The organism is Pricia antarctica, from assembly GCF_900101815.1.
GTDB lineage: Bacteria > Bacteroidota > Bacteroidia > Flavobacteriales > Flavobacteriaceae > Pricia > Pricia antarctica.
In genome coordinates, this window is the sequence record NZ_FNAO01000006.1 from 272,991 (window position 1) to 291,038 (window position 18,048).

Annotated in this window: 12 protein-coding genes; 1 reads left to right on the top strand and 11 read right to left on the bottom strand. The window is 45.3% G+C overall.

All coding sequences use genetic code 11. The features are described from left to right. Window positions 1–26: 26 nt before the first annotated feature. Genes BLT07_RS13205 through BLT07_RS13220 form a run of 4 tightly spaced genes read right to left on the bottom strand, consistent with a single transcriptional unit; the run spans window position 27 to window position 6,417 of the window. The gene (locus tag BLT07_RS13205) at window positions 27–1,634 is read right to left on the bottom strand and encodes a M1 family metallopeptidase (protein ID WP_091869448.1); all 1,608 of its coding nucleotides are present in this window, start codon (window positions 1,632–1,634) and stop codon (window positions 27–29) included. A gap of 21 nt (window positions 1,635–1,655) precedes the next feature. Then, a complete protein-coding gene (locus tag BLT07_RS13210) occupies window positions 1,656–2,990 on the bottom strand; it encodes a M28 family peptidase (RefSeq protein WP_091869451.1) in 1,335 nt (444 codons plus the stop codon). 12 nt (window positions 2,991–3,002) lie between these two features. Further along, complete coding sequence (locus tag BLT07_RS13215; RefSeq protein WP_091869454.1) at window positions 3,003–4,184, bottom strand: nuclear transport factor 2 family protein; 1,182 nt, start codon at window positions 4,182–4,184, stop codon at window positions 3,003–3,005. A 25-nt stretch (window positions 4,185–4,209) separates the two neighbouring features. Further along, on the bottom strand, window positions 4,210–6,417 hold the full coding sequence (locus BLT07_RS13220; RefSeq protein ID WP_091869457.1) for a bifunctional alpha,alpha-trehalose-phosphate synthase (UDP-forming)/trehalose-phosphatase: 2,208 nt from the start codon (window positions 6,415–6,417) through the stop codon (window positions 4,210–4,212). A 307-nt stretch (window positions 6,418–6,724) separates the two neighbouring features. Between BLT07_RS13220 and BLT07_RS13225 the strand changes: the two genes are divergently transcribed. Next, window positions 6,725–8,527 (top strand): glycoside hydrolase family 15 protein, encoded by a 1,803-nt coding sequence (locus BLT07_RS13225; protein ID WP_091869460.1) that lies wholly within the window; start codon window positions 6,725–6,727, stop codon window positions 8,525–8,527. Between the two features lie 194 nt (window positions 8,528–8,721). Here BLT07_RS13225 and BLT07_RS13230 read toward each other — a convergent pair whose 3' ends face one another. The 7 genes from BLT07_RS13230 to BLT07_RS13260 all read right to left on the bottom strand — a co-directional run bounded on the left by BLT07_RS13230 (window position 8,722) and on the right by BLT07_RS13260 (window position 17,996). After that, a complete protein-coding gene (locus BLT07_RS13230) occupies window positions 8,722–10,536 on the bottom strand; it encodes an acyl-CoA dehydrogenase family protein (RefSeq protein WP_091869463.1) in 1,815 nt (604 codons plus the stop codon). A 19-nt stretch (window positions 10,537–10,555) separates the two neighbouring features. After that, a complete protein-coding gene (locus BLT07_RS13235; RefSeq protein ID WP_091869466.1) occupies window positions 10,556–11,746 on the bottom strand; it encodes an acetyl-CoA C-acyltransferase in 1,191 nt (396 codons plus the stop codon). Between the two features lie 72 nt (window positions 11,747–11,818). Continuing rightward, entirely contained in the window at window positions 11,819–12,043 is a 225-nt protein-coding gene (locus tag BLT07_RS21650; RefSeq protein ID WP_317040765.1) for a four helix bundle protein, read from the bottom strand. Between the two features lie 204 nt (window positions 12,044–12,247). Beyond that, window positions 12,248–14,653 carry a 3-hydroxyacyl-CoA dehydrogenase/enoyl-CoA hydratase family protein gene (locus tag BLT07_RS13245; RefSeq protein ID WP_091869469.1) on the bottom strand — a complete coding sequence of 802 codons (2,406 nt, stop codon included), beginning with the start codon at window positions 14,651–14,653 and terminating at the stop codon, window positions 12,248–12,250. 57 nt (window positions 14,654–14,710) lie between these two features. Continuing rightward, complete coding sequence (locus tag BLT07_RS13250; protein ID WP_091869472.1) at window positions 14,711–15,160, bottom strand: MarR family winged helix-turn-helix transcriptional regulator; 450 nt, start codon at window positions 15,158–15,160, stop codon at window positions 14,711–14,713. 304 nt (window positions 15,161–15,464) lie between these two features. Continuing rightward, complete coding sequence (locus tag BLT07_RS13255) at window positions 15,465–17,237, bottom strand: AMP-dependent synthetase/ligase (RefSeq protein WP_091869475.1); 1,773 nt, start codon at window positions 17,235–17,237, stop codon at window positions 15,465–15,467. A 300-nt stretch (window positions 17,238–17,537) separates the two neighbouring features. Next, window positions 17,538–17,996, bottom strand: a complete 459-nt coding sequence (locus BLT07_RS13260) for a GNAT family N-acetyltransferase (RefSeq protein ID WP_245726544.1) — start codon at window positions 17,994–17,996, stop codon at window positions 17,538–17,540. Between the last annotated feature and the right edge of the window lie 52 nt (window positions 17,997–18,048).

The window sequence follows — 18,048 nt, forward strand, 5'->3', positions numbered from 1 at the left end:
GCATTAAACCATTCCCTCGCTAAATCCTACCCCTTGGATTGCACATAAAAATTACGGTCGACCTTCAAACTGGACAAATCGCCCTTTATTTTTTCCGTTTTCCATTTTTCGGAGGGGGTGATCCAATGCATTTCGCCGTCTACAACTATTTTAATAGGCATTTTAAAACCTTTTACGACATCTGTATAGCGATACTTTACGGAAGTGTCATCCACTTTATACTCGAAAACAGGAATTTTTGCAGTCCTCAGATACTGGTCGAAAACTTTGGATAGATTCATGCCGGATTTTTTGGACATATAGTTCTCGATCTGTTTGGTGGTCACGGTCTGGTGGTAGAATTCTTTGTTCAATCCACGTAAGACCTGCCGCCATTTTTCATCGTCGTCTACCAGCTGACGGATGGTATGTAGCATATTGGCCCCTTTATAGTACATGTCTTTGGAACCTTCTTGGTTGACGCCATAAGGACCAATAATTGGTTTGTCGTTGACAATATTTTTTTGGGTGCCGATTACATAATCGGCGGAGGCCTCTTTTCCATAGTAATAATCCACCATTAGGTTTTCGGAGTAGGCGGTAAAGGCTTCATGTATCCACATATCGGCAATATCCCGATAAGTTATATTATTGGCAAACCATTCGTGGCCGGATTCGTGTACGATGATAAAATCGAATTTGAGTCCCCAACCCGTTCCCGATAAGTCTTTGCCCAGATACCCGTTTTCGAATTGGTTGCCATAGGTAACGGAGCTTTGGTGTTCCATACCCAGGTATGGGGCTTCCACTAATTTATAACTATCCTCATAAAAGGGATAGGGACCGAACCAATATTCGAACGCCTTCATCATTTTTGGGGCGTCCTGAAACTGTTTTTTGGCTTTTTCCAAATTATCCCGCAGTACATAATAGTCCATATCAAGCCTGCCCTTTTCCCCCTTATACTTTTCCCCGAAATGCACGTAATCGCCGATATTGATGTTCACCCCGTAGTTATTGATTGGGTTTGATACGAACCAATCGTAGGTATTGGTGGCCTCATCCACATTGCGAAGCCTGCCGTTAGAGACGTCCATCAGGCCTTTTGGGGCTTTTATGCGTATGAGCATACTATCGACCTCGTCGTACATGTGGTCTTTGTTGGGCCACCAAACGCTGGCGCCCAGCCCTTGGTTCGAAGTGGCCACAAAGTCTTTGCCATTTGTATCTTTGGCCCATGAAAAACCACCGTCCCAAGGGGCACGAACCGCTACCTTCGGATGACCGGAATAGTGGACGATAATCTCATTGAAATCTCCTTTTTTCTGAATTTTTTGCAATTGAACGAAATGGGCGTTTCCGTTATCCTCGACTTTCAGTGCTTTTCCATCTTGGGTCACCTTATCGATTATTAGGGGAGGCTGTAGATCGACCTGCAGTACTTGCTCGGGTTTCACAACCTTATAACGAATGGTATTTTTTCCGGATATAAATTTTTGGTCGGGGTCTACATCGACGTAAAGGTCGTAGTAGTTGAGGTCCCACCATTCCCTTTCAGGAGTGATGCTGCCGCGGAGGGTGTCTTGTTCGGAGAAATTTTGACCGAATAATGATGTTGTTATGATGCTTGCTGCTATTAAAAGGGTGTACTTCATTTCTGTAGTATTTAGTGCTTTTTATCTTATGATCCCATTCGGGAAAACTACCACGCTCTCAAACCCGTTCTCCTCAACGGCCGCTACGCCAAAGAAAAAATTATCGATAACGACTCCATCTAGGGTGTACTCTGAAATATCGCCTACATAGCGGCTATGGTCCCAAGTGGGAGAGGTGGTGTCGCGCCAATAGATTTTATAACCTGCTGCGCCGTCGACCTTGCTCCATTGCAATTTAGCAGCGGGTTCTACTATGCCGCCGATCATTACCGTTTCGGGAGCGGGCGGGGCCCAAGCGATGGCAGCCAAATTGATAGCGTTGACGGCCGTAAGTTTTTTGGCGTAGTGAAAATTGACATGCTCCAGCTTATCGCCATATTCGATTCCGTCTTCCGTTCGTATATCCTGATGCTGTTGGGTGTAATTCTCGTGTGCCTCCATAATCCGGATACCCGCAAAACCGGTATCGTTAAACGGACGGTGATGTCCCCCTCGGCCAAAGCGATCCAGTCGATATATCATCATGGGATTCATTTCTGGCATGTAGGTTTGAGTGGTTTTATGGACATACCGAGCCAGTTGCCGAGAGATGCCATCGACTTCGCCACCGTAAAAGCGTCTTGCGTTTCGTTGTTGCTCCGTTTCGGTGGGTGAAACGGGCTCTGAGAATATCCTGAAATCGGTATTGCTGATAATGCCGTCGACCCCTTTGATGTTCCCGATCATATCGTTGTTTAAGATACCGATTATTTTCCAACCTTTTTCCTTGGCATGGGCAGCTAATCCTTTTCCGCCATAGAGCCCTTGTTCCTCTCCCGAAAGTCCGATGAAAATGATGCTGTTTTCAAAGTCATATTTGCTGAGTACCCGGGCAGCTTCCAGAGTACCGGCCATTCCGCTGGCATTATCGTTGGCACCAGGGGAATCGGAAGTGACATTGTTGATATCGCTGACCCTGGAATCGATATCCCCGCTCATCAAAATATAGCGATTTGGATATTTGGTACCCAGTTTGACGGCAAGAACGTTTACGATTTCAACATCTTTGAAAATGCGATCGTTGTCGCCCTTTTTGACTAAATTTTTCTGATAAGAGACGTCCAAACAGGCATTACAGGCTGCCGAGATCTTTTCGAACTCCGCTTTAATCCATCGCCTTGCTGCGCCGATGCCCCGGGTTTGGGAAATGGTATCACTTAGGGTATGGCGCGTCCCAAATTGGACTAACCTCGAAACATCTGCTTCGATATGCTCTGCCGAAACCGCATCGATAATGTCATAAATGCGCTGGTCGGTCTGGCAGAGGCCGACAGTAGAAAAAGAAAATAAAATCAGAAGTGCAGTTGTTTTCATCATAGTTTATTCCTCTTAGCGGATAAAAGTAACTTTGGCAATTTTTCCATTTTCCACTTCGTAAATCGCCACGGCGCTGAAATTCGAACCGTTCATGGTAATATATTCTTCATCAATGACCTTGTTTCCGATAACGATCCGATTTTTTATCTTACAATGTAAATCCGGAGTGTTCCGAAAAAAATCGGCATATTGCTCGCGCATGTTGGCCTTACCTTTAAAACGTAGCTCATCGGGAAAGTTAAACACTTGCACATCTTCGGAGTAGGTATTCAAAAAGGCATCGATATTTCTGTCGTTATAGGCGTTTAATTGGTTTTGGACTATAGCTTCGGCCGACTGTTCGAATACCAAGGATAGGTATTTGCCATTGGGACTCACCGCTATTCGACTGATATTGCTGATTTCCTTTTTTTCAAGTCGCAGAAACCGCGTCCATTCCTTTTGGTTTTTAGGATGGACCTCGACCAATACCTTATCATCCGCGGCGATGATGGTACCATCGGCCAACCAGCACATATCATCTGTTTTTTGATACATGTCGGTAATCTTTCGAACTGCGCCGGTCAACGGGTTCAAGGAGCGGATTTCCCAAGGGTCTTGTGCCTTACTGATAAAACTGACAAGATCGGAATCTGGAATTTTATGCAATGACCGGCCTACATTTTGCTGAACGGTATCATGGGTGCCGTCTCTTAGGTTTGAGACTACCAGGTCCATACCGTCGGCTGCCAGAACCGCCGACACTATGATATCTTTGGTATACCATACATGATAGGCCACTTTGAGATCTTTGAGCAGCTCGGTCGAACTTCCGTCCCAAACGCTATATTCATAAAGACGTTGCAGTCCGGTAGTATCCAAACGGATGGCAGAGATAGAATTTTGACCCGGAATTTTTAGTGGGGAGTACTCGCTGCCTTGAGGGGTATCGGTAATCCATGAAATACTATCCAACTTAATATGGTATCGGGCAATATCGGTCTGTCCGTTTCTTGTGGACGAAAATAAAATGGTTTCCCCGTCGTAAAAGGAGGGTTGGTTGTCGTAGCCCTCATTATTCGAAATGTTCCTTGGGTTTACAAGCTCCGTCTTTCGGTCGACAGTCTTGATATCCAAAAGATACACTTCGGTATTTGTCTGGGCGAAAAGGGCGGTCGCCGCCAAAAGAAATAGTGTGGATAGGGTGGTTTTCATGGGTGTAGTTTGGTTCTTTCTTTTCTCACTTTGTGAACCGCTTCAACAACGCCCGAACATTCTTGATGCTATCGACATAGTACCCTGCCTGCGTCTTCTGGCGGCCGACCTTAACGGTGACCGCAGTTTCGGGTAGTTCCTGAAACATGAATTCATCGGTCCAGTCGTCACCGATGGCGAATACGAAATCGTACTCATCTTCTCCGAAAATCCGCATGGCGGCGCGGCCTTTGTTCACGTTGCTACTTTTTATTTCCATGACCTTATTCCCGTTCAGAACGCTGAGCTCGTCGGTGCCTATCAGGCTGGTCAATACGGTGTTGAGCTCGGTGGCGCGCTTTTGTCCGAAATCGGGATCGGTGTTTCGATAGTGCCAGGCCAAGGAATAGTTTTTTTCTTCGATAAAGCTACCGGGGGTACGGTCTACGAACGATTCCAGAACCGGTCTGATTTTTTCCATCCAATCCTTTTTAACGTTTTCCAATACCTTGAAATCTTCGCCCCCAGTTGAAATCCATACCCCATGCTCGACGATCATATTATATTTCTTGGGCAAGAACCATTTGGTGAACGTATCCTTATCCCGACCACTAATAAGGTACATATCAGTGTTTTCCACTGCTGAGATCGCATCTAAAAGGGCATAAAGCTCTTTATCGGGCGCCGCTTTTTGCGGGTCGTTGTGAAAACCGGCCAAGGTACCGTCGTAATCGATGAACAACAGCTTCTTCTTGGCCTTTTTGTAAGCTTTGGTAACGCTGTTCATCTGGTCGACCGACATTCTTCGGGCAACGTACGAATAATCTTTTTCTTTTTGGTCCAACAGGGAGTTCATAAAATCGTTGGCCCATTTTTCGACATTGTAGCGTTCCAATCGTTTTTGTAATATGGCATTGCGCTGCTTTTGTTCTTCAACCGGCATATTGATTGCTGTATGCAAGGCATCGGCAATCTGCTCAAAATTATTCGGATTGATAAGTAAGGATTCGTTCATTTCATTGGCGGATCCGGCCATTTCGCTCAATATCAATACGCCGGTTTGGTCGGTACGTGTGGCGATATATTCTTTGGCGACCAGGTTCATACCATCGCGCAGTGGTGTTAACCAAGCAATATCGCTAGAGGTGTAGAGATCGATCAGGTTTTCGAAGGGCATCGAGCGGTAGAAGTACCAAATGGGCGTCCAGCTAACCGTTGAGAATTCCCCGTTGATGCGGCCGACAAGTTCGTCAACTTCGCGCTTCAATAATTGATATTGGGGCACGTTGGAACGGGAGGGCACCGCCAAAACGATCAAACGGACTTTCTCTTTGTACTGCGGATATTTGTTCAGAAAATATTCAAAAGCGTATATGCGTTTGGCAATCCCCTTTGAATAGTCCAACCGATCTATGGACAGAAAGAATTTGGCATCCGGTGCGGACTTTTTATGGGTATCTAGGCGTTTTTGCAATTCCGATTTATCCTTTTCCTTGTTCTGATTGTGCTTTTTGGCGGCTTCACTAAACTTTTTGTAATCTATCCCCATGGGAAACGAGTCCACTTTAATTACCCGATCATCCAAAGAAATATCATTGAAACTGACTTCTAGACCCAGCAAGCGGCGTACTGAACTTAAAAAATGCCGTTCGTAGTCATAGGTATGAAAACCGATCAAATCCGAACCCAATAGCCCGTTCAAAATTTCTTCGCGCCAAGGTAAGGTCCGGAATATTTCAAAGGATGGAAATGGAATGTGTAAAAAGAAACCTATGGAAATATCCGGTTTTTTTTCACGCACCATTTGCGGAACGAGCATCAGCTGGTAGTCGTGCACCCAAATCGTATCGCCATCATCCGCTTTTTCGAGGATGGCATCCGCAAATTTTTGATTTACTTTTTTGTACGCTTCCCAATATTCGCTTTCGAACTCTGAATATTCCAAAAAATAATGGAACAACGGCCAAATGGTACGGTTACTGAATCCGTAATAGTAGCCGTCAATTTCGGACTCGGTCAGGTTTACTTTTGAGGATCCATGTTTCGCTAGCGCTTTATCGATTTTAGGGGCAAGCCGGTCGGGAATTTCCTCGTCAGTTAGTCCGCTCCATCCTATCCAAAGACTATCACCGCCCGAATGAACCGATTTCATACCTGTCGCCAATCCGCCGACGCTGGGTATTGCGGTAATTTCCCCATTGTCGATTTGCAATTGAACCGGTAGTCGGTTTGAGATTATGATAGTTTTGCCCATGACGATTTGTGATTTTAGGATTGAAGTCTAAGGTAGCGGTATTATTTGGCTGGATTCCCCTTCAAATAAAAATTATTTCTCTAAATTTCGGAAAAACCAAGGGCAAATGCAATCAGAACTCATTTAAACTTTTTATTTGGAACCGAGAATATCAGCTTTTGTGGCCAGATAATCTCATTTTTAAGTAGCATAGCAGGGCTACGGTAATTAAAAATGAGGAAATATGGACTCAAAATGTGATATTCGAAGGTAGAAGAAAAGGTGTATGTGAGTTCTTAACGCCCAAATGAATCAAGAATTTTATTGAATGGATAACTTAGATTATGGAATAATTGGGAATTGCAGAAGCGCCGCACTGGTGTCAAAAACAGGAAGCATCGATTGGTGCTGTTTACCGGAATTCGATTCCCCATCGGTATTTGCCAAGTTGTTGGACAAGGACATAGGCGGCAGTTTTGAAATACTGGTCGATGACACATATACGATTACCCAGCGCTATAAAGAGCATACTGCGGTTTTGGTAACTAAATTCTCGACGGGTGATGATATTTTTGAAATACGTGATTTTATGCCGCGCTATCACAAAGCAGACGGTGGGTATCACGCACCACCCGAAATCGTGCGATATATCAGGCATATTAAGGGAAAACCGAAATTCAAGGTGCATTATGAGCCGAAATTGGAATACGCCATAGGAGAGACCAAAACCTATGTCAAACGGAATTTTGTCGCCAGCCTGACCCATGCTGAAAAATTCGACACTGCTTTTCTTTATACCTCGTTCAACAAAAATGCCGTAGTGGAGGGCCGTGAAATCGATTTGACTGAAGACGGCTATTTTTTATTGGGATACAACGAGAAAATTCTAGCGCCAAACACCGAAAAGATGTATCTCGAGCTCGAGCGTACCAAGGTTTATTGGTTGAACTGGAGCAATAATACCCCCACCTATAAAAAATATAACGACGAAATACATCGCAGTGCAGTGACCTTAAAACTGCTAAGTTACGATAAGACCGGGGCGGTATTGGCTGCCGCCACGACCTCGTTGCCGGAAACCATTGGCGAAGTACGGAATTGGGACTACCGGTTCTGCTGGATACGGGATGCCTCGATGGTAGTGAAAGTGGTCTCCGATCTGGGCCACAAAAATATCGCTAAACGCTACCTTCAGTTTATCATCGACCTGATGCCGGACAAAGACGAGAAGTTACAGATCATGTACGGTATCAACAAAGAAAAGAAATTGACCGAAGAGACCTTGGAACATCTCAGCGGATATAAAGGCTCAAAGCCCGTACGGGTCGGTAACGCGGCCTACGAACAAAAACAAAATGATATTTACGGTATTTTGATGGATGTGATCTACGAACAGCTGAAACGTTTCAGTACCGATGTAGAGAACAGCGAAGAAATCTGGAGTATTACCAAAGGCATTGTCTGGATTGTTGAAAATCATTGGCAGGAAGCCGATAAGGGCATCTGGGAATTCCGTTCCGAGGACAGGCATTTTACCTTTTCAAAAGTACTTTGTTGGACGGCAATCGACCGCGCCATTAAAGTGGCCAACATCATGAACAAAAACCATAAAATTGAAAAATGGAAGCCCTTAAGGGAAGAAATCTGGAATGATATCTATGAGAAAGCTTGGAACGAAGAGGTCGGGGCGTACACCCAATCCTATGGAACCAAACATCTGGATGCCTCCGTACTGTTAATGGAATCTTACGGCTGTGTTGATGCCAAGGATGAGCGTTTTAGAAAGACCGTCAAGGCCATCGGAAAGGAATTGAGCAACGACGGCCTGTTATACCGCTACAAGAACGAAGACGATTTTGGCCTGCCATCATCCTCATTTACGGTATGCACCTTTTGGTACATCAACAGCTTATTTAAAATCGGGGAAGTCGCGGAAGCGGAAGCACATTTCGAAAAATTATTGAGCTACAGTAACCATTTAGGTCTCTTTAGTGAGGATATTGATTTTAAGAGCAAACGCTTGCTAGGAAACTTCCCACAGGCCTACTCGCATCTCGCATTGATCGAATGTGCCATCAACTTTTCGAAAAAACATAGTGAGGAGAAGATTTTGGAGTCGATGCGGGAGTGAAAGGGCGAGACGTGAAGCTAAAATCCTCCACCGCGAAGGGGAGGTGGCGACAGCCGGAGGGGTTCCCGCAGGCTGTTAGGACGTTTAATTTAGTAGTAGATTTCTGATGTAGCGCACAAAAAAACCGCTTGGATTATGAAGCGGTTTCTCCTTCTAAAAATAGAAGCTACAATTTGAGTTAGTATAATCTTGAATCAATCAAACGTATAACCGCTATCGGCCGAAATTCGGTCTGCGATTTGGGTTCGTAGGGCTATAATATTTGGATTGTTGGTGTATTTCGTGAAACGTTTCAATCCCATCAACATCATACGCTGTTCGTCACCTTCGGCAAAGGAAATAATGGCTTCCTTTCCTTTTTGGATGATGGTCTCGGTGGCCTCGTATAGATATAGTCTTGACATGGCAATTTGGATTGCCTGGGCTTCTTCCCCGTAGCGTTTGGCGTTTTTCTCCGTTCTCAGCAGGGTGCTTTCGGCCATATAGACTTCGATAAGAATATCCGAGGCCGCCAACATTAGCTGTTGGTGCTGCTCCAGTTCTGGACCGAATTTCTGCACCGCGCTTCCGGCTACCATTAGGAACACCTTTTTCAATCGGGCCAACACATCTTTTTCCTCTGCGAAGAGTTCTGAATGATCGGGAGTGTCAAAAGAGGGGATTCCCATCAATTCTTCACCGACCGCAGTGGCAGGGCCTAACAAGTCAACATGGCCTTTCATGGCTTTTTTGACAAGCATGCCAACGGCCAACATACGGTTGATTTCGTTGGTACCTTCGTAGATACGGGCGATACGGGCATCGCGCCACGCTTTTTCCATCGGGGCATCGGCACTGAAGCCCATTCCCCCGAAAATCTGAATGCCCTCGTCGGTGGTGGTTTGGGCATCCTCCGAAACGGCTACCTTTAAAATAGAGCATTCGATGGCATATTCTTCGACACCCTTTAATTCCGCTTCTTGATGGGAATTGCCTTCAGCTTCCCGAATGGCGATTCGGTCTTCGATATTTTTCGCAGCTCTATAACTCGCGGATTCACCCGCATAGGCATTTGTGGCCATTTTGGCCAATTTAGCTTTTATGGCTCCGAAATTTGCTATCGGCGTTTTAAATTGGATGCGCTCGTTGGCATATTTTGCAGCTTCGTCAATGACCCTGCGTTGTGCTTCCAAGCATGCGGCTGCCAATTTTATACGGCCGATGTTCAAGGCGTTCATGGCAATCTTAAAGCCGTTGCCACGGTCGGAGAGCATGTTTTCTACCGGGACTTTCGTCTCATTAAAGAAAACCTGTCGGGTAGAGGAGGAGTGGATGCCGAGCTTTTTTTCCTCGGGATTCATTGAAATTCCATTTTCAGGGTCGTTCTCGAGGATAAACCCAGTAACGTATTTGTCGTCTTCTATTCTGGCGAAAACGATGAAAAGATTGCAGAAACCTGCATTTGAAATCCACATTTTTTGTCCCGTAATGGAATAATGGGTTCCGTCCTCGGACAGTACCGCCTTTGTTTTTCCCGAGTTCGCATCCGACCCCGCTCCAGGTTCGGTCAAGCAATAAGCGCCGAACCACTCTCCGGAAGCCAATTTTGGCACGTATTTTTGTTTTTGCTCCTCGGTGCCATACAAGGTAATCGGCATGGTGCCAATTCCGGTATGTGCCCCAAAAGCGGTACTGAAAGAGCCTGTCGCCCCGGAAATATAATCACAGACCAACATAGTGGAAACAAAGCCCATGCCCATACCGCCGTATTCTTCGGGAACGGCTACACTCAGTAGACCAAGTTCGCCCGCTTTGCGCATACATTCTTCTGTGTAGGCATAATCTTTTTGTTCAAATCGCTCCCAATGCGCCCAAAGTTCACGATCGACGAACTCATTGGTACTGTCGCGCATCATACGTTGTTCTTCGTTCAGGTCTTCTAGGGTGAAAACATCTTCGCAGTTGGTTTCTTTTACCAGAAACTGTCCACCACGTAGTAAGCTATCTTCTTGTTTTGTTTCGGTGCTCATGCTTGTCAGTATTACGTATTTAATTTAAAAATTCATAGATGCCGGCTGCTCCTTGGCCAGTGCCAATGCACATGGTGACCAAGCCATATTTCCCCTGCATGTTGCGTTTGCGCATTTCATCGAAGAGCTGCACTGATAATTTTGCTCCGGTACAGCCAAGCGGATGGCCCAAAGCTATAGCACCACCGTTGACGTTAACAATATCCTTATCTAAACCAAGCTCACGGATTACAGCGATGGATTGGGAAGCAAAGGCTTCGTTCAGCTCTATGAGCTCAATATCCGATTGCTTTAATCCCGCTTGCTTTAGGGCTTTGGGAACGGCTGCGACTGGGCCAATGCCCATGATGCGCGGCGGTACTCCAGCGGCGGCATAGTTGACCAATCTCGCGATGGGTTCGAGGTTCAATTCCTTGACCATTTCCTCGCTCATCACCATTACGAAAGCGGCACCATCGCTCATTTGCGATGAATTACCCGCAGTAACGGAACCGTTCGCGGCAAAGACCGGAGGAAGCTTGTTCAAAACTTCTATGGAAGTTTCTTTTCTGGGGCCTTCATCCTTAGTTACCGTATATTTTTTTGTTGCCCGCTTTCCTTTCTCGTCTATATAGGTCTGCTCAACTTCGATTGGAACGATTTGGTCTTGAAAGCGGTCTTCGGCCTGGGCCTTCAAAGCTTTCATATGGGAGTTATAGGCAAACTCGTCTTGGTCTTCACGGGAAACCTTGAACTCGTTGGCTACCGCTTCGGCCGTATTCCCCATGCCCCAATAATAGTCTTCATGACCTGATTTGGCCAAATCGTAGTTCAGTTCAGGTTTGTAGCCTGTCATGGGCACGGAACTCATGCTTTCCGCACCTCCCGCGATGATACAATCCCCCATTCCCGCTTGAATTTTAGCCGTTGCGATACCGATAGTCTCGATACCTGATGAGCAGAAACGGTTGACCGTAACTCCAGGTACGTCAACAATATCCAAACCCATTAAGGAAATCAGACGGGCCATGTTTAGGCCTTGACTTCCTTCTGGCATTGCGTTCCCTACAATAACATCGTCGATTCGCTTTTTATCGAATTCGGGTAGTTCCTTCATCATGTATTGGATGGTCTCGGCAGCGAGTTCGTCGGTTCGTTTGAAACGGAAAACGCCTTTCGGGGCTTTTCCCACAGCTGTACGATATGCTTTTACTATATATGCAGTCTTCATTTTTTAGTACAAAGTATTAAGTAGTTAGTACAAAGTATTTTGTGGATACTGTGTGTAAAGCGTCTGACGACGCTATTTTTTGAGTTTAAGTGATTTTATTAGTGCATAATTCATTTTTTGAATCTCACCTACTCGGCTTAATAAGTGTTGCACTTGATTTTCTGAAAACAAATGCAATCGATAGGCTAGGACTAATTGTGTGAATAGCTCGATCAAGGAACCACTCGCTATTCCTAGAAAATTTTTAAATTCTCCATTCGTATTTCTACCTGCTCCCTCTGCAATATTAGAAGGCACGGGCGCTGCACTTCTTTGAACTTAACTTGTGAGCCCGTATTTTTCTGCCTTGGGAAATAATGCCGACAACAGATAAACCTCCTCCGTGATATCCATGCCTTTTGCCATATTTTCAATTTTTCAAATTGATGCATGATTTTAATCTAAATTTCAATTTTCCAAATGAGTAGTTCTAAATACTATGTACTAAGTACTCAATACTAGTTAATTCCTCAACGGCTTCCCCGTCTTCAACATATGCTGAATCCGCTCCAAAGTTTTCTTTTCCGAACAAAGTGACAAAAATGCCTCACGTTCCAGGTTCAACAGGTATTGTTCAGAAACTCGTGTGGGTTCTGACAGATCGCCCCCGGCCATCACATACGCTAGCTTGTCGGCAATTTTACGGTCGTGCTCGCTAATATATTTACTGGCTTCCATGGAATCGGTACCGACTAAAAACATACCCAAGGCCTGTTTGCCCAGCACTTTGATATCCGTTCTTTTTACGGGCTGAGTGTATCCTGCTTCCGCCATCAATTTGGCATGTGCCTTGGCGGTCGCAATCTGTCGGTCTTTGTTGACAACTACAATGTCCTTTCCGTGTTGTAGATAGCCCAAATCATAAGCTTCATAGGCGGAAGTGGATACTTTAGCCATTCCGATGGTCAAGAAATATTCTTGGAGGATGTTGAGTTCTACATCCCCTTTTCTAAACGTATCCTGCGCGCGTACGGCCATTTCTTTGGAACCGCCGCCACCGGGAATCACCCCAACACCGAATTCTACCAAACCGATATAGGTTTCCGCGGCAGCTACCACTTTGTCGGCATGAAGGGATAATTCACAACCTCCGCCCAAGGTCATATTATGGGGGGCGGACACGGTTGGAATGGAAGAATAGCGCATCCGCATCATCGTATCCTGAAACATCTTGATAGCCCTATTTAATTCGTCATATTCCTGCTCTACAGCCATCATAAAAATCATCCCGATATTCGCGCCTACGGAAAAATTGGCGCCTTGGTTGCCGACGACCAAGCCCTGAAAGTCCTTTTCGGCCTTGTCGATCGCGGTGTTCAATCCCGCCAAGACATCGCCGCCGATAGTGTTCATTTTGGACTGGAATTCCACGTTTAAAATGCCATCACCCAAATCTTCAACGACGACTCCCTTATTCTTAAATACTTCCTTGGATTTTCGGATGTTGTCCAAAATGATAAAGGCATCCTGTCCGGGAACCTTTTTCATGGATTTGGAAGGAATATCATAGAAATAAGATGCTCCGTCCTTGACGGAATAAAAAGAATCACTGCCGGATGCCTTCAGTTCGTTGACCCATTCCGCTACCTCCAAATCTTCATCCTCTATCAGTTTCAATCCCTTTTCAATACCGATGGCATCCCAAATCTGAAACGGACCGTGGCCCCATCCGAATCCCGCCCGCATGGCATCGTCGATTTTGTAAAGCTCATCGGTGATTTCTGGAATACGGTTCGAGGAATAGGCGAACAAGGCCCCAAAATTTCTGCGATAGAATTTACCGGCCTTTCCGGTGTCGTCAACAAGTACCTCAAAACGGTCTTGCACATTATCGATGGTCTTGGTCTTTTCCAGCACGGCGAACTTAGTGCTTTTCTTGGGGCGATAGTCCATCGAATCAAGATCGAGTCCAAGTATTTCGCTGTTACCCTCTTTATCCTTTACTTTTTTGTAGAAACCTTGATCTGTCTTGCTGCCATACCATTTGTTTTCCATCATGGTATCGATAAAACCGGGCAGTTTGAAGACGTCCCTGCGCTCGTCATCCGGGCAGTTTTCGTGGATACCGTTGGCCACATGAACCAGCGTATCCAGGCCTACCACGTCAACTGTTCTGAATGTGGCTGATTTTGGGCGGCCAATAACCGGGCCGGTCAACTTATCGACTTCTTCGACGGTCATGTCCATATCCTTCACCGTATGAAAAAGGCTCTGAATGCTGAACGTACCGATTCGGTTACCGATAAACGCAGGGGTATCCTTTGAGACCACGGAAGTTTTTCCTAAGAATTTTTCACCATATCCGTTTAGGAAATCCAATACTTCCGGCAAGGTCTTGGGACCGGGAATTATTTCGAATAGATCTAAGTAACGAACAGGATTAAAAAAGTGGGTACCACAGAAATGTTTTTGAAAATCATCGCTGCGCCCTTCAGACATAAAGTGAATGGGAATACCTGAAGTGTTCGAAGTAATCAATGTTCCGGGCGTTCGGTGTTCTTCGAGTTTTTCGAAAACCTGTTTTTTAATATCCAATCGCTCCACCACCACCTCGATAATCCAATCTACTTTGGACACTTTGGCGATATCATCCTCCATATTACCGGTAGTAATCCGGTTGGCAAAATCTTGATGGTAAATAGGGGAGGGCTTTGCTTTAAGGGAAGCTGCCAACGAATCGTTGACCAATCGATTGCGGACTCCCTTATCTTTCAAGGTCAATCCTTTTGCTAATTCGGCATGGTTCAATTCTCGGGGCACAATATCGAGCAACAAAACGTTGACGCCGATATTGGCGAAATGGCAAGCAATGCCGCTGCCCATGATTCCTGATCCGATGACTGCTACGTTTTTGATATGTTTATTCACAATATACTCTTATTGATGATTCATACTGGGTAACAAGTACTTCTAACCTCGTACCTTTCATTTCACTGAATTCTCACTAAATATATTCTTTTCCGAAACCAGTTGATTGATGACTTCCATGACCTCAAAAAACCCGTCCAGTTTCTCTTGGGAAACGTTGGCTCTTACGGTATCATTAAACTTTAGAACCACATCTTTGGAATCTTTTCTTTTTTCCAAACCGAAAGCCGTCAAGTAAATCAACACGCCCCGACCATCTTTTGGGTTAGGTCTACGCTCAATAAGTCCCAATTCTTCCATGCGCTTTAAAATACGGGAAAGGCTTGTGGCCTCCATGCCCATTTTGGGGCCAAGGGCTGTGGAAGGTGTTCCTGTTTTAGGGTCTATACTTAATAATGTAAACCCGACCGCCATGGTCGAATCGAACTTTTTTGCCTCTTCGTTATACATGCGGGCAACCGATTGCCAAGTCGCACGAAGAGCATAGTCGATGGTGATTTCTTTCATTTAGGTTTCGTTGGAAATCAAATATACTAAAATATGTTATGCATGCATAATAAAAGAGTGTAATTTTTAGTAATCGTTAGTGGTGGAGTGGAAACTTAAGAGGTCAATTTCTAATTGCAGGTTGCATGGCTTTTTTTGCATGAATCGGGCTAGGAAGAAATAAGGCCAAAAGGTAATTTAGGGTGTGTTATGCTCTAAATCTATAAGGTTTAGGAAATTATATCCTTCTTTTTCAATAGATCGTAGTGAAGTCGTTTAGCCTTTTTAAAAGTAAAACTCAACAGGAAAATACCCCCAAAAACCATCAATGACCGTAGATATCATTATACAAATCAATATATTTCTCCTTTACAATTTTACGCCGTAATTTCATGGTAGGGGTGAGATGGCCGTCATTGATACTCCAGACATCGGGCGTGAGTCTGAATACCTTGACCTTTTCCCACTTGGCGAACTTTTCGTTGGCCTTGTCCACTTCTTCCTGATATTTGGCGAGGACTTTCTCGTTGATTACAATATCGGAATTTTCAGGAATAGTGATACCATCTTTGACCGCCCAGTCGTGCAAATATTCGAAATCGGGCTGTATCAGGGCCGCCGGCATTTTCTCGCCCTCGCCGACCACCATGATCTGTTCGATGAATTGGGATTGCTTAAAACGGTTTTCCAATAACTGAGGTGCCACATATTTCCCCCCCGAGGTCTTGAACATCTCTTTTTTCCGATCGGTGATTTTTAAGAAACCGTCCGCATCTATTTCCCCAATATCACCGGTAAGGAAATAGCCGTCCTGCAACACTTTTTCAGTCTGTGCGGCATCATTGTAATAGCCGATCATGACTTGGGGCCCTTTAATACAGATTTCGCCATCGTCGGCAATTTTGACCTCTGTTCTGTCGAGCGGTTTTCCGACGGTTCCGATCCGAAATCCACCATTGCGCATATCGTTTACCGAAACTACCGGAGAGGTCTCGGTGAGGCCGTAGCCTTCCATTACCCCTAATTCTGCCGCATTGAAAATGCGGGCCAATCGGGGCTGCAGGGCGGCGCTGCCCGAAGATATAAGCGAAAGGTTTCCACCCAGGCCTTCTTTCCATTTACTGAAGATCAGTTTTCGTGCCAGCTTTAATTTGGTTTCGTACCACCATCCGTTCTGTCCGTAGGGTTCGTATTCCAATCCCAGATCCACCGCCCAGAAAAAGAGTGCTTTTTTTATTCCGGTCAGGGACTTTCCTTTAGCGAGAATTTTGTCGTAGACCTTTTCCAGCAATCGCGGCACGGCGGTCATCACATGGGGCGCGGTCTCCTTTAAATTTTCGCTGATCTTGTCTAACGACTCCGCAAAATAAATGGTCACTCCCGCATATTGATAGAGATATATCATCATACGCTCGTAGACATGGCAGATCGGCAAAAAGCTCAGGCACTTGACCTGACCGTAGTCGATGGCCAGCCGTTTGGCGCTTTCAAGGGCATTGCTGACGAGGTTTGAATGGGACAGCATGACCCCTTTGGGCTTGCCGGTCGTTCCAGAGGTATATATTAAGGTAGCCAAATCTTCGGTCTTGACCGCATCCTTTAATTTTTCCACTTCCCCTTGGTTCGAAGTATCTTCACCAAGCTTTAGTATTTCTTTCCAGTTTTTACAATCGGATAGGTCGTCGAAAGAGTAGACCTCCTTCAGGGCCGGCACACGATTTTGCACCACCTTTACCTTGTCGTAAACTTCGCGGCAGGAGACAAAACAGTAGATCGATTCGGAGTGATTGAGTACATAAGCATATTCTTCTTCGGATATAGTAGGATAAATAGGTACGTTTTGAGCACCGAGCTGTAGGATGCCGATATCCATAATATTCCATTCCGAACGGTTGTTCATCGAAATCAGCGCGATTTTATCATTGGGTTTTATCCCAAGGCGCAACAGGCCACGGCTGATGGCATTGGCCTGGTCCACATATTCTTGCGTAGAGGTCGCAATCCATTGTCCGTCGTATTTGGTGACCAATGATTTTTCTAGATTGTACTTTTCCAGTTGGTAATACGGGAAATCGAAAAGTCGGGTGATGTTTTGCATAGCTTGATTCGAATGGTTGTTGAAATATAGGGAAAATTTTGGTTTGGAGTTTAGCGTTTATGGTTTGGGGCCGAAAAAATAGCAGGAAAGGCACGTTATATATTTTACAAGATTGCACAAGGGATGCACAGACCGTCCTGCCGGCGAGTCGAGGTTTCACGGAGAATGATGAAAAGAATTTTCATTAATTTTTACTGCGACTGCGACTGCGACTGCGACTGCGACTGCGACTGCGACTGCGACTGCGACTGCGACTGCGACTGCGACTGCGACTGCGACTGCGACTGCGACCGCGACTTTCTACTTCAAATGTAATTTCATCCCCACATGACTGGCGGTGAATCCCAAATTTTCATAGAATTTTAAAGCTTTCGACCGTTTTTTGTCCGTGGTCAGTTGCACCAAATGAGCTTTTTTCTCTTTTGCTCTTTGGATGGCCCATTGGAACAACTGTTGTCCGATGCCTTGTCCGCGATAATCCTCATGCACTCGAACAGCTTCGATTTGGGCGCGGATGCCGCCTTGATAGGTCAGGTATTGAATGAAGCTCAATTGTAAGGCACCAATAATCTGACCTGATTGGGTTTCCATAACCATTAATTCTTGATTGGGGTCGGCGAAGATATTTTTATAGGCGTCGTAGTATTTTTCGGGAAGAGGGTCACGGTAATCTTCACGCAGCTGGCCTAGTGTATCGTTAGCGATCAAGGAGACAATCGATGGGACATCCTTTTTTTTGGCTTCACGAATGGTCAACACAATTATAATATTTTATTTTTGCTACTGCTACTGCTACTGCTACTGCTACTGC

Bases quoted from the DNA above. Each gene is read 5' to 3' on its own strand.
- BLT07_RS13205 (WP_091869448.1), bottom strand. From the start codon at position 1,634: ATGAAGTACACCCTTTTAATAGCAGCAAGCATCATAACAACATCATTA.
- BLT07_RS13210 (WP_091869451.1), bottom strand. From the start codon at position 2,990: ATGATGAAAACAACTGCACTTCTGATTTTATTTTCTTTTTCTACTGTC.
- BLT07_RS13215 (WP_091869454.1), bottom strand. From the start codon at position 4,184: ATGAAAACCACCCTATCCACACTATTTCTTTTGGCGGCGACCGCCCTT.
- BLT07_RS13220 (WP_091869457.1), bottom strand. From the start codon at position 6,417: ATGGGCAAAACTATCATAATCTCAAACCGACTACCGGTTCAATTGCAA.
- BLT07_RS13225 (WP_091869460.1), top strand. From the start codon at position 6,725: ATGGATAACTTAGATTATGGAATAATTGGGAATTGCAGAAGCGCCGCA.
- BLT07_RS13230 (WP_091869463.1), bottom strand. From the start codon at position 10,536: ATGAGCACCGAAACAAAACAAGAAGATAGCTTACTACGTGGTGGACAG.
- BLT07_RS13235 (WP_091869466.1), bottom strand. From the start codon at position 11,746: ATGAAGACTGCATATATAGTAAAAGCATATCGTACAGCTGTGGGAAAA.
- BLT07_RS13250 (WP_091869472.1), bottom strand. From the start codon at position 15,160: ATGAAAGAAATCACCATCGACTATGCTCTTCGTGCGACTTGGCAATCG.
- BLT07_RS13255 (WP_091869475.1), bottom strand. From the start codon at position 17,237: ATGCAAAACATCACCCGACTTTTCGATTTCCCGTATTACCAACTGGAA.